19 protein-coding genes are annotated in these 20,806 nt (G+C 62.3%); 17 read left to right on the top strand and 2 right to left on the bottom strand.

All coding sequences use genetic code 11. The annotated features are described in order from the left end of the window. Genes R2855_11145 through R2855_11135 form a run of 3 tightly spaced genes read left to right on the top strand, consistent with a single transcriptional unit; the run spans position 1 to position 2,751 of the window. Positions 1-996, top strand: a complete 996-nt coding sequence (locus R2855_11145; protein ID MEZ4531565.1) for an agmatinase family protein — start codon at positions 1-3, stop codon at positions 994-996. Between the two features lie 16 nt (positions 997-1,012). Further along, entirely contained in the window at positions 1,013-2,077 is a 1,065-nt protein-coding gene (locus R2855_11140) for a VOC family protein (protein ID MEZ4531564.1), read from the top strand. Continuing rightward, entirely contained in the window at positions 2,074-2,751 is a 678-nt protein-coding gene (locus tag R2855_11135) for a flavin reductase family protein (protein MEZ4531563.1), read from the top strand. The genes R2855_11140 and R2855_11135 overlap by 4 nt, the downstream gene beginning before the upstream one ends. A 46-nt stretch (positions 2,752-2,797) precedes the next feature. Here R2855_11135 and R2855_11130 read toward each other — a convergent pair whose 3' ends face one another. Next, positions 2,798-4,543 carry a thiamine pyrophosphate-binding protein gene (locus R2855_11130; GenBank protein ID MEZ4531562.1) on the bottom strand — a complete coding sequence of 582 codons (1,746 nt, stop codon included), beginning with the start codon at positions 4,541-4,543 and terminating at the stop codon, positions 2,798-2,800. A 158-nt stretch (positions 4,544-4,701) separates the two neighbouring features. Here R2855_11130 and R2855_11125 point away from each other — a divergent pair, with 158 nt between their 5' ends. From R2855_11125 to nrdR, 13 genes are all read left to right on the top strand, one after another. Then, positions 4,702-5,517 carry a hypothetical protein gene (locus tag R2855_11125; GenBank protein MEZ4531561.1) on the top strand — a complete coding sequence of 272 codons (816 nt, stop codon included), beginning with the start codon at positions 4,702-4,704 and terminating at the stop codon, positions 5,515-5,517. Positions 5,518-5,523: 6 nt separating this feature from the next. Then, a complete protein-coding gene (locus R2855_11120; GenBank protein ID MEZ4531560.1) occupies positions 5,524-7,278 on the top strand; it encodes a biotin carboxylase N-terminal domain-containing protein in 1,755 nt (584 codons plus the stop codon). Between the two features lie 73 nt (positions 7,279-7,351). Next, positions 7,352-8,224, top strand: a complete 873-nt coding sequence (locus R2855_11115; protein MEZ4531559.1) for a phosphotransferase — start codon at positions 7,352-7,354, stop codon at positions 8,222-8,224. Between the two features lie 226 nt (positions 8,225-8,450). After that, the gene (gene mraZ / locus R2855_11110; GenBank protein ID MEZ4531558.1) at positions 8,451-8,879 is read left to right on the top strand and encodes a division/cell wall cluster transcriptional repressor MraZ; all 429 of its coding nucleotides are present in this window, start codon (positions 8,451-8,453) and stop codon (positions 8,877-8,879) included. Positions 8,880-8,910: 31 nt separating this feature from the next. Then, a complete protein-coding gene (gene rsmH, locus R2855_11105) occupies positions 8,911-9,846 on the top strand; it encodes a 16S rRNA (cytosine(1402)-N(4))-methyltransferase RsmH (protein ID MEZ4531557.1) in 936 nt (311 codons plus the stop codon). 14 nt (positions 9,847-9,860) lie between these two features. Then, on the top strand, positions 9,861-11,312 hold the full coding sequence (gene murF, locus R2855_11100) for a UDP-N-acetylmuramoyl-tripeptide--D-alanyl-D-alanine ligase (GenBank protein MEZ4531556.1): 1,452 nt from the start codon (positions 9,861-9,863) through the stop codon (positions 11,310-11,312). Then, positions 11,309-12,364 (top strand): phospho-N-acetylmuramoyl-pentapeptide-transferase, encoded by a 1,056-nt coding sequence (gene mraY / locus R2855_11095; protein ID MEZ4531555.1) that lies wholly within the window; start codon positions 11,309-11,311, stop codon positions 12,362-12,364. Before murF ends, mraY begins: the two co-directional genes overlap by 4 nt. A 25-nt stretch (positions 12,365-12,389) precedes the next feature. Next, positions 12,390-13,796: a UDP-N-acetylmuramoyl-L-alanine--D-glutamate ligase gene (murD, locus tag R2855_11090; GenBank protein ID MEZ4531554.1), complete on the top strand. Its 1,407-nt coding sequence runs from the start codon at positions 12,390-12,392 to the stop codon at positions 13,794-13,796. Next, positions 13,793-15,172, top strand: coding sequence for a UDP-N-acetylmuramate--L-alanine ligase (murC, locus tag R2855_11085; GenBank protein ID MEZ4531553.1), 1,380 nt, complete (start codon positions 13,793-13,795; stop codon positions 15,170-15,172). Before murD ends, murC begins: the two co-directional genes overlap by 4 nt. A 17-nt stretch (positions 15,173-15,189) precedes the next feature. After that, complete coding sequence (murB, locus tag R2855_11080; protein ID MEZ4531552.1) at positions 15,190-16,161, top strand: UDP-N-acetylmuramate dehydrogenase; 972 nt, start codon at positions 15,190-15,192, stop codon at positions 16,159-16,161. Beyond that, complete coding sequence (locus R2855_11075; protein MEZ4531551.1) at positions 16,158-17,291, top strand: D-alanine--D-alanine ligase family protein; 1,134 nt, start codon at positions 16,158-16,160, stop codon at positions 17,289-17,291. Before murB ends, R2855_11075 begins: the two co-directional genes overlap by 4 nt. Before the next feature lie 376 nt (positions 17,292-17,667). Further along, the gene (ftsZ, locus tag R2855_11070) at positions 17,668-18,807 is read left to right on the top strand and encodes a cell division protein FtsZ (GenBank protein MEZ4531550.1); all 1,140 of its coding nucleotides are present in this window, start codon (positions 17,668-17,670) and stop codon (positions 18,805-18,807) included. Positions 18,808-18,862: 55 nt separating this feature from the next. Beyond that, positions 18,863-19,324 (top strand): transcriptional regulator NrdR, encoded by a 462-nt coding sequence (gene nrdR, locus R2855_11065; GenBank protein MEZ4531549.1) that lies wholly within the window; start codon positions 18,863-18,865, stop codon positions 19,322-19,324. On the opposite strand, the gene R2855_11060 is transcribed toward nrdR, so the two are convergent. Then, on the bottom strand, positions 19,319-19,900 hold the full coding sequence (locus R2855_11060) for a PadR family transcriptional regulator (GenBank protein MEZ4531548.1): 582 nt from the start codon (positions 19,898-19,900) through the stop codon (positions 19,319-19,321). The genes nrdR and R2855_11060 overlap by 6 nt on opposite strands. 135 nt (positions 19,901-20,035) lie before the next feature. Here R2855_11060 and R2855_11055 point away from each other — a divergent pair. Next, positions 20,036-20,806: ABC transporter permease (locus R2855_11055; GenBank protein ID MEZ4531547.1), on the top strand; the 771-nt coding region annotated here is incomplete at its 3' end.

Below are 20,806 nucleotides of genomic sequence, written 5' to 3'. Positions count from 1 at the left end.
ATGCCTCACCCTTCGATTCCGACACTGAAGGCGCCCTCGGTTACCAAGCGGGCGCCATGGCAGGACACGCACGAAGTCCGCATCAGCAACTGGCTGACGGAATGGGATTTCGCGTCTCCCCTCGATGCCGGCTTTATCGGCGCGCCCTATTCGGGCGCCTCGATCACACCGTCGGGAGCGGCCGGCGGACCGGAAGCGGTGCGCATGGCGTTTCGCTTCAATGTCACCTTTTCGCCTGACTGGGACACGGATATTCAGAAGATGACTGCTCGCGACCTCGGCGATATCGCCGGCAGTCTCACAAACGTGGAAACCGCGCATCGAAACATCGAGGACACGATTGCCGGCGTGCTCGGTCTGGGCCAACCGTTCGTACCGATCATCGTTGGCGGGGACCATTCCATCACCGCGCCCGCGATCCGGGGCTTCGCGAAGGCCAATCCCGGAAAAAAGATCGGGGTGATCAACTTCGACGCGCATATGGATGTGCGCAATTTCGACTACGGCAATCACAACGGCACGCCGTTTCGCCAGATCCTCGAACGCGCGCCGAATATCGAACCGGCGAACTTCGTCGAGGTCGGCATTCACGGTTTCATGAATTCGTCGACCTACTACAAGGAGCTGCTCGACCAGGGCACACGGATCATCACCGGCCGCGAGGTCGAAAAGCGGGGCATGGAAGCCTGCGCCGCCGAAGCGCTGGAGTTGGCCGGCAACGGAACCGATCTCATCTACGTCAGCGTCGATATCGATTGCCTGGCATACCCGTTCACCATCGGCACATCTGCGGCCTCCCCGGAGGGACTTAGCGCCTGGCAGTTGCTGGAAGCGATGTGGCTGTGCGGTCAGCATCCCAAAGTGGCGGCCATGGACGTCGTCGAAATCGATCCCACGCGCGATGTGAAAGATCTCACAGCGCGCTCTGGTTGCAGCGTGATCCTCACGTTCCTCGCGGGTCTCTATCGCCGGCTTTACGGCGATCGGGGCTATTGACCACCAGGAGGGCCGCATGTCATCGCTCGTCACCGCGGGATTCCACCACGTCACCCTCGTCTGCCGCGATGCGCGCCAGACCATGCGCTTCTATCGGGATCTCCTCGGGCTCGCGATGGTGAAGGTGACGGTCAACTTCGACAAGACCGATACGTACCATCTCTATTTCGGCAACGAAGCGGGAGCACCCGGCTCATTGCTCACGTTCTTCGAATGGCCGCAGGCGATGCGCGGTCGGTATGGTGTGGGTGGAATCCACCATGTCGCACTCGGTACCAGGAACGACGACACGCTGCTCATGTGGAAACGTTGGCTGACCGACAACGGTGTCCGCGTCACCGGACCATATGACCGCGGCTACTTCACGAGCATCTATTTCACCGATCCCGACCGGCAAGTGATCGAAATCGCCACCGACGGCCCGGGATTCCAGATCGACGAACCCGCCAACGCGCTGGGCCGGGATCTCATGATTCCTCCGCCGAGTCGATTCCCGGAAGGACGCGACGAAGATGCGATCCGCGCCAAGACCTGGCCGGAGACGATCACCGCGCCGACCGATGAGATGCGGCTGCATGGCATCCACCATGTCACCGGCATGACCGACGACCTCGACGCCGCGCATGACTTCTACACCCGAGCACTTGGTTTGAACCTGGTCAAGATGAGCCTGAACCAGGACGACCCGGACACGAAGCACTACTTCTGGGCGAACTATGACGGCGAAAATGTGGCGTACGGTTCGGATTTCACGCTCTTTGGCTGGCGTCCGACCTCACCGAAAGCGCGGGAAGGGGTCGGGCAGACGCATCATGTCGCCTGGCGGGCTACCGATGACGAACAGCTCGGCGCCTGGCGCGAACATCTCCTGGGCCTTGGCTATGAGGTCACCGAGGTGCGCGATCGGAAGTACTTCAAGAGCATCTATCTGCGCACCCACGACGGGCTGCTGGTCGAGGTTGCCACCGATCCGCCCGGCTTCGGTGTCGATGAGACCGAGCTCGGATCGGCGGTGCAATTGCCTCCATGGCTGGAGGAGCGGCGTGACGAGATCTTGGCTGGACTGCGGCCGCTGGTATGAGTGACGCTTTCCGCACCTTCGACCTCGCGAATCCTGGCGAACGCGAGACCTACTTCCTGCTTACCGGTATGGTGATTCCCCGGCCGGTGGCCTGGATCTCCACGCTTGCGCCCGATGGCACGGCCAACATCGCGCCCTTCTCGTTCACGACGATTCTTTCGTCCGAACCGCCGGTTGTCTGTTTCGTCAGCTCGGGTATCAAGGACTCGATGCGCAACGCGCAAGAAACCGGAGACTTTGTCTACAACGTCGGTGGCGAGGACTTGCTCGAAGAACTGAACCTGACCGCCGCGGACTTGCATCGCCACGAAAGCGAATTTGCCTGGGTAAAACTGACTCCGCTCGCCTCTGACATTGTGAAGAGCCCGCGGCTGGGCGAAGCGCCAATCTCGATGGAATGCAAACTCGTGGATGTGATTCCGTTCGGCGGGGGTGATGGCAACCTGGTGGCGGGTGAGGTGGTGCGTATCCACATTGCCGAGCGGATCATCACCAACGACCGGGTGGATCCGGAAAAACTCCGACCGATTTGCCGCCTCTCCGGGAGCAACTTCGCCACGCTCGGAGACATCATTACCTTGAAACGCCCAAATCGCCAGGATCTCATCGACCGAGGCATGCAACCCGCTGTGGCGGGGGTGTTGGATCCGGAGTTCGGCGACGAGCTGAAATAGAGCCATTGGCTCATTCGTTTCAGACGCCGGACTCCGGAATGCGTTGCTATGCCGTCGCGCTCGATGCGAGCGGCTCATAGCCGTGGAAGCGGTCGAACTCGGCGTGATGGTGCGATTGATCGACCGGTACCTCGACCACAAAGGGAATGCCCTTTGCATTGGCGGCGAGGGCGGCTTCGAGCGCTGGCCCGAGTTGGTCCGGTGATTCGACCTTGATCCCGTCGCAACCAGCCGCTTTCGCCGTGGCGACGATATCGATTCCTGGTTCGAATGACGTCGCCACGATGCGGCTATCGAGCGCGCGCCGCTGAATCCATTGCACCCAGCCGAACGCGTTGTCGTTCAGCACTACCCATGTGATGCCCAGCTTGTTCTGCGCGGCGGTGCCAAGCTCGTGGGTCGACATCTGAAAGGCGCCGTCACCCGAGGTGGAAACGACCTTCTTGTCGGGTTCGGCCAGTTTGGCGGCCATCGCGCCGATGATGCCGTAGCCCATGGCGGTCTGCTCGGCCGGAGCGACGCAACATTGCTGGTCGAGCACCTGGTAGTACGGCCAGTAGTAGACCCAGAGATCCTGTCCGCCGTTTTCCTTCACCAGGATCGTGTCGTGCCCAAACACGCGGTTGATTTCGGACACGATCGCTTTCCCCTGCATCGGCATCGAAGCGGTGGCCATCGAGGCCTCCGCATCTTCCCGTGCGGCCGCGATGGACTGCTTGCGGCCAGCGACGATCTCATCTGCCCAACTCGTGAATCGCGGCAACCCGCGATCCATCAGCACCCCGGTCAGGGATTCGACTGCCAGGCGCGCGTCGGATTGAATCGCGACTTCAGGAACCCAGTTGCGCCCGATCTCGAAATCATCGATTTCGATCTGGATGACTTGTTTCGGAGCGCCCGGATCGAGAAAACCGCCCTGGAACTCTTCCATGCGCGAGCCGACCGTCACGATCAGATCGGCGGCTTCATAGACCTGTTTCGGAAAGGTGGTGCGATAGAGCCCGACCACTCCGCAAAAGAGGGGATGCGTCTCTGCCACCGAACTGCGGCCGGCCGGCGTGGTCTGGATCGGGATTCCGAATCGCTCCGAGAGCTCGGCTACCGCGTTGCCAGCTCCCGAGAGGTAGCACCCGCCTCCGGTGATGATGAGCGGCCGCTTCGCGCCGGCGATCAGATCGGCCGCTCGCAACAGATCGTCCGCGTTCGGACCTGGGCGAGTGCCGCTGCTCGCCTTGCGGTAAGGGCCGATCTCATGCACGCCCATGCCGATATCGGCGGGAAGTTCGACATAGACGGGGCCAGGCTGTCCCGTGTTTGCGAGCTGAATGGCGCGGCGGATGGTCCACGGGATGCGCTCAGCCACCTCGACCGTTGTGGCCCATTTGGTGATCGGTTTCATCATGCCGATATGATCGGTTTCCTGAAACGCGCCCATGCCGTTGGTCTGCCGGCTGGCACGCACACCCAGCACCAGCATCGGAGTGCAACCGGAGAACGCCTCCAGGACGCCTGGAACCAGGTTGGCAATCCCGGGTCCGGGACACCCGAAACATGCCGCGATCTTGCCGGTCACCCGCGTGTAGGCCATTGCCAGGAACGCGCCCGAGGTCTCATAGCGCACACCTATCGCTCGCGGACCGCCGTCCTGCTCCAACTCGTACACCGCGTCGTAGAGATGCCCCGGGTCTCCTGGCAAGCCGAAAACGTACGGCACGCCTTCCGCCCGCATCGCCTCCACGACTGCCTGCCATCCGGTCATTTTCCGTGTTGTTTCATCGTGTCCCACTGCCATATCGTCCTCCTCGACGAGTCGTCAATTGCTCGCTGCTGGCCGGAATTGTAAAGAAGTCACGCGCGTTGTTTGGCGAAGCGATCGCCAGACCGAATCGCCGGCGTGGTACCGTTGCGCGCGTTGATTTTTCGCCCCAAGGTCGGGATGTATCCACACGCGTGAGTATCGAGACGCCGGCACAGTCCAATACCATTCGCCGCCGTTTCGACCGTCGGTCGCTCGGTGGAGTGGTGCTGGCAGGACTGATCTGCGGCGCATTGTTGCTGACCGTCTGGCTTGCATCGCGCAATGCGCCGTCTGCTACTACCGGGCTTGCCGATCGGCTGCCACTGGCAACGGTATCGGCCGATGAAGGGTGCGAGAACTTCGGCCGCTATTGGACCGAAACCTCCGGCGCGAACATCGATCCTGGATCGCTCGAGCGGTTTACCAACTGCCGCTATCAGGAAGATGGAAGCTGGGTTGCGGCCAGCTCGATGTATGGCGCTGGCCCGCTCGATGAGTCGAGCTTGACCGACGAGCAACTCCAGCAACTCGAGCAAGCACGGGCGTCGATCGCCGAACAGGTCAGTGCGCTCGAGGGGACGCTTCCGGGGTCGGTCCAGGAGGCCTTCACACAGCTCTACTCACCGGAAAACAATGCCGTGGTCGGTCATTTCCGAGAAGGGGTTGCCTGGGGGTCGTATCGCACGCGGTATGCGCGTTTCGTGAACGCGTACATGCTCGACCCCGAAAACGCCGAACTTGCCAGTTTCATTGGGTGGGCGATGGCGCGCAAGATCAACGGCTATGCCGATTTCCGCCGCGCATGCCTTGCCAATGCCGATGTCGCCATGCTGCATGGCGCTTGCCGGGGCGTGGAAGACAATCTGAGCATCCGGTATGCGCCCCTCCCGTGGGATTTGAAAGATCCCGACTTGATCGATACCTGGTTCTACGAAACCGTTGTGAAGCCGGCCGAAGCTGAGGAGTAGTCCCGCATGTCGTTCGATCGGGTGTTGATCGCCAATCGCGGCGAAATCGCCGTGCGCATCATTCGCGCCTGCCGGGATTTGGGTCTTTCCCCGGTTGCCGTGTATGGACCGGGAGAAGAACGCGCCCTGCATGTGCGCCTGGCCGATGACGCCTATGCCCTTTCGGATGCAAATGGGTTGCCGTACCTGGATATCGATCAGCTTCTTGCGCGTGCCGGGGAGGCCGGCGCGAACGCGGTTCATCCTGGCTACGGGTTTCTCTCTGAGAATCCGATCTTCGCAGAGCGCTGCGTGTCAGCGGGACTCGTCTATGTTGGCGCTCCTGCTTCGGCGATCGCCGCGATGGGCAGCAAGATCGAAGCGCGCGCGATCGCGCTCTCTGCGGGCGTTCCGGTCGTGCCTGGTACGGGACAACCGCTCACTGGTATCGATGATGCCATCGACACTGCCGGCAAGATCGGCTTTCCGGTCGCCTTCAAGGCGTCGGCCGGCGGAGGCGGACGCGGATTCCGTGTCGCGCAGTCGGCTGACGAGGTCGAAGCCGCGTTCAACGGCAGTACCGGAGAAGCGGCCCGCTACTTTGCCAATCCGATCGTCTATGCCGAACGCTACCTCGGCGCCGCCCGGCATATCGAGATGCAGATCATGGCCGACACGCACGGCAATGTGGTCTGGGTCGGAGAACGCGACTGCTCTGTCCAGCGCCGCCACCAAAAGCTGATCGAAGAAGCCCCTGCTGCGCGCCTGGCTCCCGAAACTCGTGTCGCGCTCGGCGAGGCGGCGGTCGCGTTGGCCAGGGCGGTCGGCTATGTGAACGCCGGCACAGTCGAGTTCATGGTCGAGCCGTCCGGGGAGTTCTACTTCCTGGAAATGAACACCCGTATCCAGGTGGAGCACACCATCACCGAAGCGACCACCGGCATCGATTTGGTGCGGGAGCAGTTGTTGGTCGCGATGGGAGAGCCGTTGAGCTTCACGCAAGACTCGATCGAGATCCGGGGGCACGCAATTCAGTTTCGCATCAACGCCGAGGATCCGGGACGGGACTTTGCCCCGATGCCGGGAACGATCGAGCAGTTGCGTTTTCCACTCGGGCCGGGCGTGCGGATCGATTCCGCCGCCGAACCCGGAACCGCGGTGCTTCCGGCGTATGACTCGCTCATCGCCAAGCTCGTGATTGCCGGGCGAGATCGGAACGAGGCGATTGCCCGCGCGCGGAGAGCGCTGGACGAGTTCGAGATTGGCGGGGTTCCAAGCACAATCGGTTTCCACCGTCGCGTAGTGGACGAACCATCGTTCGTAGCCGGCGGTGTCACGACCCGCTACCTCACGGAGCATCCCGAGGTCATTCCGCCAGCCTGGGAGGGAAGCGCCGAGGCGGTGGCCGAACCGCCTGCCGTGCATGACCAGATCGTCGAGGTGAATGGACGGCGCTTCACCGTGCGCACCATTGGCGCCGGGCCGCGCAACCCATTGGCCGCGCAACCGGTCAAGGCGGCGCCGAAGCGCAGTGGATCTGGACGTGGAAAGAGTGGGCAGGACGGCGCTGATCTGGTCAGTCCCATTCAGGGGACCGTGCTGCGTTTGGGCGCCGAGCCCGGCGCAGGTGTGCAGGCGGGGGACCTGATCGCTGTCGTCGAGGCGATGAAGATGGAGAACGAGATCCGCGCTCATCGCACGGGAACCGTCAAAGAGATGCTGGTGGCAGTCGGGGACCGGATCGCAGCCGGCGCAGTGCTGGCCCGCATCGGCGACGGCTGAGCCGCTGGCCCAGTTGCAGCCGCCACGACTCGCACCAGGTGAACGCTGGTCTGAGCTCCGGGAGCGTCCTGAAGTGTGGCTCCCATATGCGTCCGAAGCGTTCGACCGGCATCGCTTGCGGCTCGCCGCCGACGCGTTCCTTGGACCCGGGGGCTCGTATCCTGTGGTTGTTGCGACTGACCTGGTTGTCAAGTTTTTCGGGTTCGCGGGCGAATGGCATGCCACCTGGGAGAACGAGCGCCGCGCCTATCAGCGTCTGGCCCAGGACGATCGAATTCGCGCGCCGAAGCTGATCGCGCATGGGGTGTTGTTTCCGGGTGAACCCGAACCGCTGCCATATCTGATTCTGACCCGAATGCGGGGGCAAAGCTGGTGCGAGGTTTCTCTGGAGATCGATCAGCGGATCACCATCGCGTCCGAACTCGGCCAGCAACTCCGCCTGATCCACACTCTGCCGCATGATGGGCTTCCGTCGATCGCCCACTGGCAAACCGGCACCGCCGGTGATGGCGCGCGCTTGGGCGCGTTTCCGAGTGAACTCGTGAACAAGGTCGATGCCTGGATCGACACCGTTCCGGTTGCTCCGCCGTGCTTCGTCCACAGCGACATTTTCGAGCGCCACCCGCTTGTCGCCAATGGACACCTGACCGGGATCATCGATTGGGGCGACGCAATGGCTGCTGATCCTCATGTCGAACTCGCCAAACTCCACCTCGATGTCTTCGCCGGCGACAGGCGACTGCTACGCGCATTCATCGATGGCTATGAATGGCCCGTCGACGCTGATTTCGCTCGGCGCGCGCTGGCGATGGCGTTGCGACGCCATGCGCAGATCCATGGCCAACATGGTCCGGGCGGAGACGTCTTCTACCGGCTCCCGGAACTGCTCGCCGGTACACGTATCCGCGACCTGGATAGTCTGGCCGAGCAGCTCTTCTCGCCTTGACCTGGAGAGCATCGACCAGATTACGTTCCGACCGATTCGTGTTGCGCGTCCTGGCCACCGTCTGGCGCTCGCTCCTCGTTTACCGCAACAACAGCTTGTCCGTGGAGGCCAAAATCCCTACCATGTGGACAAGTGGAGGGAAATGTGGGGATAAGTGGGGGATAATGTGGATAACCTGGCTCGCGCAGCGCCAGGCCCACTGACCACGCGATCCACACGCGGGTTTATGTTTCTCGGGCGATATGCATACAACGTCGACCAAAAGGGGCGACTGGCTGTGCCAGCCCGCTTTCGTGAATCGTTGTCCGGCACGGTCATCCTGACGCGCGGCATCGATGCTTGCCTCGTGCTCTATCCTTTGGAAAGCTGGGTGCCGCTGGCTGCGAAGGTCGACGCGCTCCCGCTGGCCGATCCGGACGCCCGAGCGTTCCGGCGGCTGATGTACGCCGAGGCGGCGAACCTCGAGCTCGACAGCCAGGGACGCATTCTTCTCCCACCAGAGCTACGAGCGTGGGCCGGTATCGAGCGCGAAGCAATCATCGTTGGGGTCAACACCTCGATCGAAATCTGGAGTCAGGCGGGGTGGCAGGCGCAACAGACGGCGATGGACGAACAATCGGCCGATTTCGCCAGCCGTTTTGCCGGATTGATCTAGACCCCAGGAGACGTTCGGGGCGGTGAATCGCGTGATCGACCTCGCACCCGACCACCATTTCCCAGTTCTCTGGCAGGAGGCCGTCGATGCGCTCCGTCCGAAGCCAGGGGGACGCTACGCCGATGGCACCCTTGGGGGAGGTGGGCACACGCGGCTCTTGCTCGAGCGATCGGCTCCCGATGGCCGGGTAATCGCCTTCGATCTCGATCGGCAAGCGATTGCCAGAGGCGAGGCGATGGAGTTCGGAGATCGGCTGGTGCTGGTCAACGCCTCGTTCGACACGCTCTACGAGGCAGCGGAGGTGGCCGATATGCTCCCGCTCGACGGCGTGCTGCTCGATCTTGGCTTTTCGTCGTTTCAGATCGACGACCCGGAACGCGGCTTCTCGCTCAGACTCGATGGACCGCTCGATATGCGCTTCGATCGTTCGTCCGGCCCGACCGCTGCCGACCTGGTGAACACGCTGGACGAACCATCGATCGCCGATCTCATCTGGCGCTATGGTGAGGATCGGAATTCGCGCCGAATCGCTGCGGCCATCGCCCAGGAACGCAAACGGCAGCCGATCGCAACCACGTCCCAATTGGCAGAGATCGTGGCGCGCGCCTCAGGTGGTAAACGTGGGAAAATTCACCCGGCGACGCGCACCTTTCAGGCCTTGCGCATTGCCACCAACGACGAATTGGCAACACTCGAACGCGCGCTCGCTGCCGCGGTGCGTGCGCTGGGTCCGGGCGGTAGATTGGCGGTCATCAGTTTTCATTCCCTGGAAGACCGCATCGTCAAGCAATTCATCGCTCGTGAGAGCGCAACCTGCATTTGCCCGCCAGAGCAGCCAGTTTGCACTTGCGCAGCCAAGCCATCTGTTCGGCCCATAGGCAAAGCCATTCGGCCAACCGATGCTGAAATCGAACGCAACTCGCGCAGCCGCAGCGCCATCATGCGCGTGGCTGAGCGGCTACCTTGAGAGGACCTCGACCAGTGCCCGCACCTGCTCGCGCGCGGACTTCACCTCCGATTCCCCTGTCGGAACTACTCGATGCGTCCGGCGCAGAGGTGATCGGAGTCATCGATCCAGAGACCGAATTCCGCTGGATCGAGCGCAATTCCCGCGATGTGAAGCCCAACGATCTCTTCATCGCGGTCAAGGGCGAGGTGCACGATGGGCACGCGTTCGTGGCCGATGCGGCTGCGCACGGGGCGTCCGCCGCGCTCGTGCGCGCCGATTGGGCGGCACAGCACGCCGACATGAGCATTCCACTGATCGCGGTCCCCGATCCAGTCGAAGCGCTTCAGCAGCTGGCGGCCGCGCGGCGCGCGAAGCTCGATATTGGCGTGGTAGGGGTCACCGGGAGTCTCGGCAAGACCAGCACCAAGGAGACGATAGCCGCGGTGCTCGGGGCCAGATACGTCACCTATCGCAGCCCTGGGAACATGAACAGCGAAATCGGACTTCCGCTCTCGATTCTGGAGATCGGGCCGGACGTTCAGACGGCGGTGCTCGAAATGGGCGGCGCTTACGCAATGGGCGAAGTTGCGCTGTTGGCGCAGATCGCCAAACCGCACGTCGGGGTCGTCACCACTGTGCATCCAATCCATCTGGAGCGCTTGGGCAGCATCGAGGCAATTGCCGAGACCAAACGCGAACTCCCGGCCGCGCTCGATTCGTCCGGTTTCGCGGTGCTGAATGGGGATGATCCTCGCGTTCGCGCCATGGCCGAACATACCGGGGCCACGGTCTTGACCTATGGTTCGGATGCGACGAACACGCTTTGGTACGGCGACCTGGAAACCTTCGGGAACGACGGCATCGCGTTCACGCTGCACGGGCTTTGGCCGACACGGCGGATTTCTCTGCCGCTTGCGGGCGCGCATTCGGTGGAGCTTGTGATGGCGGCGCTCCTGTGCGGCCATGCGCTCGGACTCGAGCTCGATGACATGCTCGAACCGTTGAGCGACCGGTCGGTGCAGATCCGCCTGGTGGCGGTTGCAGGTCCTAACGGCTCACGCTTGATCGACGACACCTACAACGCCAGCGCCCCATCGGTCCTCAGCGCGCTCCGCGTGCTGCGTGAGACTCCTGCTGCGCGCCGCATTGCCGTACTCGGCGGAATGCGCGAGCTCGGCGCGGAAACCGATGAACAGCATCGAATTGTGGGGGAGACGGCGGCGCGATCGGTTGACCTGCTCCTGACGTTTGGCGAGTTGGCAATGAAAATTGCCGAGTCCGCGCGTGAAACGGCCAAAGTCGACGGTTCATCCCTCAGCGTGCAATCATTCCACGAAGACCAGCGCGAGGAACTCACCGCCAGCCTCCTGTCTGAACTCTCCGACGGGGATCTTGTGTTGCTCAAGGGATCGCGCGGGCTGGAAATGGAGCGTATCGTGCGAGCGCTCGTGAACGTTACTGAGGATTCGAACCCAATCGCATGAGCGATGCCACTGCTGCCGGTCACCTGAACTTCGGCGTTCTCGTGACGAGCGTCATGCCGACCGATCCGAATCAGAACATGGCCGTCTCGCTGGCATTGGCGAGCCTGGCGTTCATCGTTACTGTGCTGATCGGCCGGCCTATCGTCACCCTTCTGCGCGTCAAGAAGGCCGGCAAGCAGATCCGCAAAGAGGGCCCAGCCAGCCATATCGTCAAGATGGGTGTGCCAACAATGGGCGGCATCATGGTGTCGACCACGGTGGTCATCCTGACGGTGGTGTTCAATCTCGCCGGTCGGCTCTCGATGTTGCTGCCGGTTGGCATTCTGGTGGCGTTTGCCATCCTGGGCGCGCTCGACGATCGGCAGAGTTTCGTCGGCGCCAAGCGGCATGGGATGACGGCGCGCCGCAAGCTCTTTTGGCAAACCTGGATTTCGTTCATAGCGGGGTTGCTGCTTTATCTCCCCGACCCGTACGGCCTCGGACTGCATCACGTCTATATCCCCTTCATGGGGAGCTACAGCCTGGGGTTGCTCTACCTCCCGATCGCCATTCTCACCATCATCGCCATGTCCAACGCGGTCAACATCACCGATGGGCTCGACTCCCTCGCCGGTGGGCTCTCCGCGATCGCGTTCGTCGCCTATGGCGTGATTGCCTACCAGCAGGGGCAGGTAGGCGTTGTGACGTTCAGCTTCACCATGGTTGGCAGCTTGCTGGGTTTTCTCTGGTTCAATGCGCATCCCGCTCAGGTCATCATGGGGGACACCGGCTCGCTGATGCTGGGTGCGACGCTTGCGGTCTGTGCCTTCATGACCGGCCAATGGTTGCTTCTTCCGATCGTTGGCATCGTGTTCGTGGCCGAAATCGTCTCGGTTATGCTTCAGGTCAGCTACTTCAAGTGGACGGGCGGCAAGCGCATTTTCAAGATGACCCCGCTCCATCATCACTTCGAAGAGAAGGAAGACGGTTGGTCGGAAACGCAGGTGACGCTGCGCTTCTGGATCATCGGCATGATGTTTGGTTTGATCGGCGTGGCGTTCGCGCTCCTCTGATCCCCGTGCTCCAGGAATCCCCAGGGTGATCTCATATCAGGGAAAACGGGTTACCGTGATGGGTCTCGGCACGCGTGCCGGCGGTCTGGGCGTCGCGCGGTATTTCGCCGAACAGGGCGCGATCGTAACGGTCACCGACGGAAAATCCGAAGCGGAACTGGCCGACACGTTGAGCGAGTTGCGCGACCTTCCCATCCAATTCGCGCTCGGTGGTCATCAGGAGCGCCATTTCACGCCAGAAGGCGCCGATCTGGTGGTGCGCAACCCTGCGGTGCGTCGTTCGTCACCCTTTCTTGCGCTGGCGCGGGACAGCGGCGTTCCTGTCGAAATGGAAATGTCGATCTTTCTGCAGGCCTCGCCGGCCCCGGTCATCGGCATCACGGGCACAAAGGGGAAAACCAGCACCGCGACGCTGACTGGAGCCCTGTTGCGGGCCTGGCGCCCGAATACGGTGCTTGCTGGCAACATGGGCGTTTCCGCGGTGGCGTTTCTTGCCGAGCTCGAAGCCGACACCCCGGTTGTGCTGGAAATCTCCAATTGGCAGCTGGAGGCGATGGACGAGCGTCAGATTGGACCGTCGATCGCCGTGCTGACCAACATCCATGAAGATCACCTCGATACCTATGACGATTTCGACGACTACGCCGAGACCAAACGCAGCATTGCTCGGCACCTCTCGCCAGACGACTCGCTGATCGTCAACCGGGACAACGCAGAAGCCTGGCGCGCGGCCGAGCACACCCGGGCCCGCATCGTTTCGTTTGGTTCGGTTCGGCCAGTCGATCATGGATTCTGGCTCGAAGACCGCACCGTCTGCTGGGTGACTGCTGTTTCGATTGGCTGCGTCGAGCTGCCCGATCGATTCGTCTATCAGGGGATGCATCAGCGCATGAACGCGATGGCCGCTATCGCCGCGGCAATCATGCGAGGCGCTGGCGAGGAGGCGATTCGAACTGGTCTCGATGCCTACCAGGGGGTTCCAAACCGGAACGAGCTCGTGGCCGAGATCGATGGCGTGCTCTACGTGAACGATACTGCCGCCACTGCTCCGGCCGCTGCAATCGCGGCGTTGGATGCGTATCCCGGACGCCGCGTGCACGTCATTGCGGGCGGTTTCGACAAGAAGCTCGATCTGGCATCGCTTGGAACAGCCCTGGCGACCAAAGCCGCATCCGTGATCCTGCTCGAGGGTACTGCCACGCCCTTCCTGATGGATGCGATCGCGGCTGCGGGAGGTTCCTGGTTTGGGCCATTCGACTCGATGGACGCCGCCGTTGAGAAAGGGGCCTCGCTTGCGCGAGCGGGGGATGTCGTGCTGCTCTCCCCAGGGTGCGCCTCATTCGGACTGTTCCGTGACGAGTTCGATCGGGGCGACAAGTTCCGACAGGCCGTGGCAACGCTTTCCGGACACAACGCGAGGGCAACCCGATGACGCTCGACGTGCTTCCCAATCCACCCGCTCGTGTTCATTTCATCGGTATCGGCGGGATCGGCATGAGCGGGCTTGCGGCGGTCTTGCACGAGCAGGGATTCGTCGTGACCGGGTCTGATTCCGGGACCAATGCCCAAACCGAGCAGCTTGCGGCCAGGGGGATCGTCATTCAACGCGGTCATGACCTCACAGAATTGGCCGCAATAGCGAACCTGGTCGTCATAACGGCGGCGGTCCGCGACAATCCCGAAATCATTGCAGCGCGTGAAGCAGGCGTTCCGATCATCAAGCGCGCGCTCCTGCTCGGCATGCTGGCCCGCAAGAAAACGTCCATCGCGGTGGCAGGATCGCACGGAAAATCGACCACCTCCGGAATGCTTGCAACGGCGCTGCATGCGCTCGGAGCCGAACCGTCGTATTTCGTAGGCGCAGTCGTTGGCAGCAGCGGTTCGAACTCGGCCTGGACCGATGGAGCGCACATCGTGGTCGAGGCGGACGAGTACGACCGATCGTTCTGGACCTTGCATCCCGATGCCGCGATTATCACCAACATCGAGTTCGATCATCCCGATCTCTTCACGCCTGAGAGCTACGACGAGGCATTTGCCCGTTTCGCGCGGCAGATCGAGCCCGGCGGGGTGCTGGTCGCACGAGGGGATGATCCCGGTGTGGCGCGCATCCTGCCCGGGTTGGCAGTCGAACCGTTTCAGGTCATTACGTTTGGTGAGGAGCCTGGCAGCGATTGGCGCGTGACGAAGCGAGATGACCGTTGGTTTGTCACGCCGCGTGGCGGTCGGCCAATCCCGCTCGAGCTTCAGGTGCCTGGCAAGCACAACGTCATGAACGCAGTCGCCGCGCTTGCGGTGTTGACCCACCTCGGTTTCGACATGGAAGCGAGCGTCGTGGCGCTGGCAACCTTCGGCGGCGTAGGCCGCCGGTTCGAACTGGTGGGCCAGGCTGCCGGTGTGACGGTCATCGACGACTATGCTCATCATCCGACGGAGATCGCGGCCACGTTGCATGCCGCTCGTGACCGATTCCCAGATCGCAGACTTTGGGCTGTCTTCCAGCCGCATACCTTCTCGCGCACAGAGGCGTTGCTGAATGATTTCGCGGCCGCGCTTGCTGAGGCGGATGAGATAGCCCTGCTGGACATCTACGCTGCACGAGAAATCGACGGCGGCACGGTGTCGTCAGCGGACGTGCAACGGCTGATTGGACCGCGTGCCCAATTGGTCGGCGGGGTGTCCGATGTGGTCCCGGCGGTTTATCCTCTTCTGCAGGAAGGGGATGTGGTGCTCACTATCGGCGCTGGCGATGTCACCCATGCCGCTCCCGCCCTCGTTCGCGCGCTCGAACGAGGTTCGATCGACTAGTCCGCACGGTCCCTGCTATGAACCGCACCGTATCTTCGCTTGCCCAGACGACCATTCCCGGTTTTCCTGACCTCAAGCTGTTGGCCAATGCGCCGATGGCCAACATGACGACCTGGCGAATCGGTGGCCCAGCCGACTATGTCGTCCGTGCAGGACACCCCGACAAGGTCATGGCCGCATTGTCATGGGCGCACGACGAAGGCCTGCCGGTGACCGTTATCGGCGGTGGCAGCAATCTGCTGGTGGGGGACGAGGGCATTCGAGGGCTCGTCATCGTGGCGCGCACTCCGGGCGAGCGCGCAGAGTCGTTGCTCACGCATGAAGACCAGGGCGATTGGGTGCGGGTTCGGGTTGGGGCGCAGGCGCCGCTCTCCTGGGTCGGCCGTCACTGCTGCGAGCAGGGATGGGCCGGCATGGATTGGGGCGTCGGGCTGCCCGGGGCAATCGGTGGCGCCACCGTCAACAATGCCGGAGCGCACGGCACGGAGATGAAGGACCACCTGGACGTTGTCGAGATTGCGCTGTCCGACGCATCGACCGAGCGGCACGACCGAGCCTGGCTGAACCCGACCTACCGGCATACTCGCCTGAAGGACGCTTCCCAACCCCGCGGCGTGGCGGTGAACTGGGTGGAACTCGTGCTGCCGAAAGGCGATCCGGTGGAACTCCGGCGCCTGGCCGACGACCATGCGGATTATCGCCACCGTACCCAGCCAACCGGACGATGCGCCGGCTCGACGTTCACCAATCCGCCAGACGACTACGCAGGTCGGTTGATCGAAGCGGCCGGTCTGAAGGACTTCGCGATCGGTGGGGTGCGGTTCTCGACCATTCATTCGAACTTCATCGTCAACGATGGCACTGGCACCGCGGAACAGGTGTTGGCGCTGATCGCGCACGCGCAAGCGGTGGTGCTCGACCGCTTTGGCGTGCATCTGGAAACCGAAATCGAACCCATCGGCGAATTCGCCGGAAGGAGCGTGCTATGAGCGGACAGGATCGGATCGACGACGCAGCCGGGCGGAAAGTGCGGGTCGCGGTCATCTTTGGAGGCCAGTCGGGCGAGCACGATGTTTCGCTCCGGTCGGCGCAGACCGTTCTGGGAGCGCTCGATGAAACCCGCTTCGAAGCGATACCCATCGGCGTGACGCGGGAGGGGCAGTGGCTGACCGGGTCTGACTCGATGGCGCAGCTTACGGCTTCGTCGCCGCTCTTTGCGCTCGAGGGTCCTTCCGAGCCTGATGCGGAAACGTTGGAGATTGCGTTGGCTTCGACCTCGCAATCGTTGCCAGGCGGCTTCGGGGCCGACATCGACGTAGTCTTTCCCGTCCTGCATGGTCCGATGGGGGAAGACGGGACGGTCCAGGGGATGTTGGAGCTGGCGGGTATCCCCTACGTCGGTTCGAATGTGCTCGGTTCGGCGCTTGCCATGGACAAGGCGATGGCCAAGCTGGTCTTCGAGCAGCACGGTATTCCACAAGCGCCGTGGCTGCTGGTGAACCGGCGGGATTGGGAACGGGACCCTGGCGCCGTGGCAGGCAAGATCAGTATCCAGTTGGGCTACCCATGCTTCGTCAAGCCGGCCAACATGGGCTCCAGCGTCGGCGTGAGCAAGGTGCACAACCCGACCGAGTTGGCTGCGGCGATGGAATTGGCTGGCCGGCTCGACCGGCGCATCGTGGTCGAGAAGGGCGTCAACGCGCGCGAACTGGAAGTCTCTGTGCTCGGCAATGAGGATCCGATTGCATCTGTCGTCGGCGAAGTCGTCTCGGTCAACGAGTTCTACGACTACAGCGCGAAGTACGTCGACGAGGGGAGCCAGCTCCTGGTTCCAGCGGACATTCCTGCTGACGTGCAGGCAGAGATACAGCGCATCGCGGTGGAAGCGTTCATTGCGCTCGATCTTGCCGGGCTGGCGCGGGTCGATTTCTTCCTCGACGTCGACACCGGTCAGGTCTTGCTGAACGAGGTGAATACGATGCCAGGATTCACCTCGATCAGCATGTATCCACGGCTGTGGGAAGCCTCCGGGATCAGTCTTCCCGAGTTGGTGGAGCGCCTGCTGCAACTCGCGCTTGCCCGTTCCGAGGACCGAAAGGCATCCGCAGCCCACTCGTGATTCGGTTCTGAGCCGGGAGGGTTTGCGCGCTGGGACGCTGTACGCCAGAGCCGAACCGTTGCCGTGATATACTGCCCAACCGTCCGGTAACTCGCCGTCCGGGCGTCTCGTGATTCCCGCGCAAGCGAAAACCGATCGAACTGGACGGCCGGACCGTATCATCGAGTGACTTCGGTCACGTGTCGCAAAACTCACCAATCGGCGGCAAGTTTCCCCGGCTGGTGCGAAGGACGAGTGGATGCCAGCAGAGGGACAGCGATCAGCCGAGCAGCCGCGCCGTGACTTTCGGTCGCCCTCCGAGCCCAGTCCAACACCGTTTCAGACCACTCCACGCACCGTCTCGGGCGACCAGCCCGTCATGCCAATCGAGCGCCCTGTGTCAAATCGTCTTGCACCTCAGACCTTCGCCCGCATCAAGGTCATCGGCGTCGGTGGCGCCGGTGGCAACGCCATCAACCGGATGGTGGAGATGGGGGTCGACGGGATCGAATTCGTTTCCGTCAACACCGATGGCCAGGCGCTGCTCAACAGCAACGCCAACATCTCGGTGCGCATCGGTGACAAGCTAACCAAGGGGCTTGGCGCCGGTGGGCGGCCCGAGGTGGGCATGCGGGCCGCCGAAGAAAGCGCCGACCAGCTTCAGGAGCTGGTGCGCAACACGGACATGGTTTTCATCACGGCCGGGATGGGTGGAGGCACGGGCACCGGCGCGTCGCCCGTGATTGCCAAGATTGCCAAGAACGCGGGCGCGCTGACAGTTGGTGTCGTCACGCGGCCATTCGAATTCGAAGGGACGCGGCGACGTAAGGCTGCCGACGAGGGGATCACCGCGCTGCGTGAAAGCGTCGACGCGTTGATCACGATCCCCAACGAACGGCTGTTGCAACTGGTCGATCCGAAAACGCCCATTACCGAGGCGTTCCGCACCGCGGACGATGTCTTGCGGCAAGGGATCGGTGGTATCTCGGATCTGATTACGAAGCCGGGCGTCATCAACCTCGACTTCGCCGACGTGCGCACGATCATGCACAACGCGGGGTCGGCGTTGATGGCGATTGGGTTCGGCACTGGCGAAACCCGCACGATCGATGCGGCCAAGGAAGCGATCGCGAGCCCGCTGTTGGAGACCAGCATCGAAGGCGCCACCGGGGTGCTCTACAACATCACCGGGAGCTCAAATCTCACGCTGACCGAAACGAGTGACGCGGCGGAGATCATCCGCGCGGCCGTAGACGAAGATGCCGAGATCATCTACGGCACGTCGATCGATGAATCGATGGGCGATTCCGTGATGATCACGCTCATCGCCACCGGTTTCAACGACCGGGATCAGATGCCGGAATTCCAGCACCAGATGCGCCGGCCGTCGCGTCAGCACCCGCAACAGCAGCGCCAACAGGTCTATCGAACGGGCCAGAATGACCACGCGCCACGCGCGCCGCACTACAGCCCGGTCCTGCCGGACGATGAGTTCGATGAAGAATCGAGCATCATCCGCTTCCTGCGTGAACGTTAGCCAGATCGCATGACAGACATGTCCGTGGGCCCGATGAACGAGAGGAGGCGCGCGGATGAAATGCCCATATTGTCAGGCGCCTGATTCGCGAGTAACCGATAGCCGGGAGATCTCCGGAGGGAGCGCTATTCGCCGCCGGCGAGAATGCCTGCTGTGCGGACGACGCTTCACGACTTTCGAGCGAATCGATCTCGCGGGCCTGGTAGTCGTCAAGAAGGACGGGCGCCGCCAGGAGTTCGATCCGGAGAAGCTGCGCCAGAAACTGCGCGTCGCGCTAACCAAGCGCCCGGTCGGCGAAGAGCAGATCGATCAACTCGTCCAACGAGTCGAAGCCGATCTCCTCGCCCAGGGCAATGCCGAAATCCCGTCGTCGGCGATCGGCGAAGCCGTCCTCCAGCAACTCAAACAGGTCGATCACGTCGCCTATATTCGATTCGCATCGGTCTATCGCGAGTTCACCGATCTTGAGGATCTCAAGCGGGAAGTCGACGATCTGAGTATCGTCGATGGGTCATGATGCGGCCGATTCGGATTCGAGCTCGGCGATTTTCCGCGTGAGCCAATCCCGATCGGCGATGCGAATGGCGCGCAGATGGTCGAGCGCCAGGTCGACACTGATCTTGCCCTTGTGGGGCGGAATCTCCGCCTGATCCGCGATCAGCGCCTCGACCTTCGCCAGTCGCTGTCGCAGCCGCTCGATCGCATCCTTCCGCTCCAGATACTGCATCAGCATCAAGCCAATGTCGCCCTCGTCGGTGGCGCTGCTTGTTTCAGCCAGATTCTCCCTGAGCAGTGCGTAGAACAACGAACGCCCGTCCGGGGTTATCGAATAGACCCGTCGTTGCGGCCGGTTGCCTGCCTGCTCGTGATACTCGTCGATATACCCCCGCGCGGATAGCCGATCGAGCAGCGCGTAGGCCGTTGGCTTCTTCATCGTCGTCACACGACAGAGCGCCCGTTCGATGAACTCATTGATCTGGTATCCGTGCTGATCCTGACTCATGAGGACGCCAAGCAGGAGCAGGGCTCGTTCGTCCCATCCCGTCGTGTCGATCTGCGTCTGCTCGATCTGAGTATCCAAGGCGCTGCTCATTTCATTTTCGATTAGTCATTCTTGACTATCCGCGTGCTCGACGATAGTATATCCGTGATTAGTCAATCTTGACTAGGAAAGAATGGGTTTGGCTCGACGGCGGTTGCGCGGACGAGCGGTTGCGGGAGAACTACTGTGTTTCTGGCGTTGCGAGAAATCTGGCACGCGAAGTTGCGATTCGCCCTGATCACGCTAGTCATCGTCATGGTGTCCAGTCTGGTTTTCATCATCTCCGGACTCGCGAATGGGCTGAGTGAAGGCAACACCGCAGCCATCGAGGCGCTACCCGCCAACGGCATCGTCGTCAGCGCAGGAAGCGACTATCAACTGGATCGCTCCACGATCAAGGCTAACGATGCGTCGTCGATCGCGTCGCTGCCCGGAGTCGAAGCGGCGGAACTGATCGGTATCTCCTCCGCGAGCGTGAAGTCGGAGGCGAGCGATTCGCTCATTGGGGTCTCGCTCTTCGGAGTGGACCCGGCTGGCATGGTGACGCCTTCGATCGACGAGGGGACGTGGATCGGTGACACGACGAACGGAGTCGTCATCGACGAATCGCTGGCAAAGAAAGGGATCGGGGTCGGCGACTCGCTAACACTCGAACCGGAGGGCATCGAGCTCGACGTCACCGGCATCGTCTCCGGGCAGTCCTATCGCATTGCCCCAGTGATCTTCATGCCCCTCGAGCTTTGGCAATCGGCGCGAGCCGCCGGCGGCGGTTACCAGGAATCGACCGCGACGGCCGTGCTGGTAAAGGGATCCGGGACAGCGCTCGTGCAGATTCCGACTGCCGTTCCCGACACGATGGTCGGCAGCAAGAAGCAAGTGAGCGACCATATCCCCGGTGAGTCCGAGCAGAACAGCACGCTGCTCCTGATTCAGATCTTCCTGGTCGTGATCGCCGCG

This window comes from Thermomicrobiales bacterium (assembly GCA_041390825.1).
Taxonomy (GTDB): domain Bacteria; phylum Chloroflexota; class Chloroflexia; order Thermomicrobiales; family UBA6265; genus JAMLHN01.
The sequence above is the reverse complement of the archived record's forward strand: the minus strand, read 5'-3'. Positions and strand labels throughout refer to the sequence as shown.

Bases quoted from the DNA above. Each gene is read 5' to 3' on its own strand.
- R2855_11145 (MEZ4531565.1), top strand. From the start codon at position 1: ATGCCTCACCCTTCGATTCCGACACTGAAGGCGCCCTCGGTTACCAAG.
- R2855_11140 (MEZ4531564.1), top strand. From the start codon at position 1,013: ATGTCATCGCTCGTCACCGCGGGATTCCACCACGTCACCCTCGTCTGC.
- R2855_11135 (MEZ4531563.1), top strand. From the start codon at position 2,074: ATGAGTGACGCTTTCCGCACCTTCGACCTCGCGAATCCTGGCGAACGC.
- R2855_11130 (MEZ4531562.1), bottom strand. From the start codon at position 4,543: ATGGCAGTGGGACACGATGAAACAACACGGAAAATGACCGGATGGCAG.
- R2855_11120 (MEZ4531560.1), top strand. From the start codon at position 5,524: ATGTCGTTCGATCGGGTGTTGATCGCCAATCGCGGCGAAATCGCCGTG.
- mraZ (MEZ4531558.1), top strand. From the start codon at position 8,451: ATGTTTCTCGGGCGATATGCATACAACGTCGACCAAAAGGGGCGACTG.
- mraY (MEZ4531555.1), top strand. From the start codon at position 11,309: ATGAGCGATGCCACTGCTGCCGGTCACCTGAACTTCGGCGTTCTCGTG.
- murC (MEZ4531553.1), top strand. From the start codon at position 13,793: ATGACGCTCGACGTGCTTCCCAATCCACCCGCTCGTGTTCATTTCATC.
- murB (MEZ4531552.1), top strand. From the start codon at position 15,190: ATGAACCGCACCGTATCTTCGCTTGCCCAGACGACCATTCCCGGTTTT.
- R2855_11075 (MEZ4531551.1), top strand. From the start codon at position 16,158: ATGAGCGGACAGGATCGGATCGACGACGCAGCCGGGCGGAAAGTGCGG.
- nrdR (MEZ4531549.1), top strand. From the start codon at position 18,863: ATGAAATGCCCATATTGTCAGGCGCCTGATTCGCGAGTAACCGATAGC.
- R2855_11060 (MEZ4531548.1), bottom strand. From the start codon at position 19,900: ATGAGCAGCGCCTTGGATACTCAGATCGAGCAGACGCAGATCGACACG.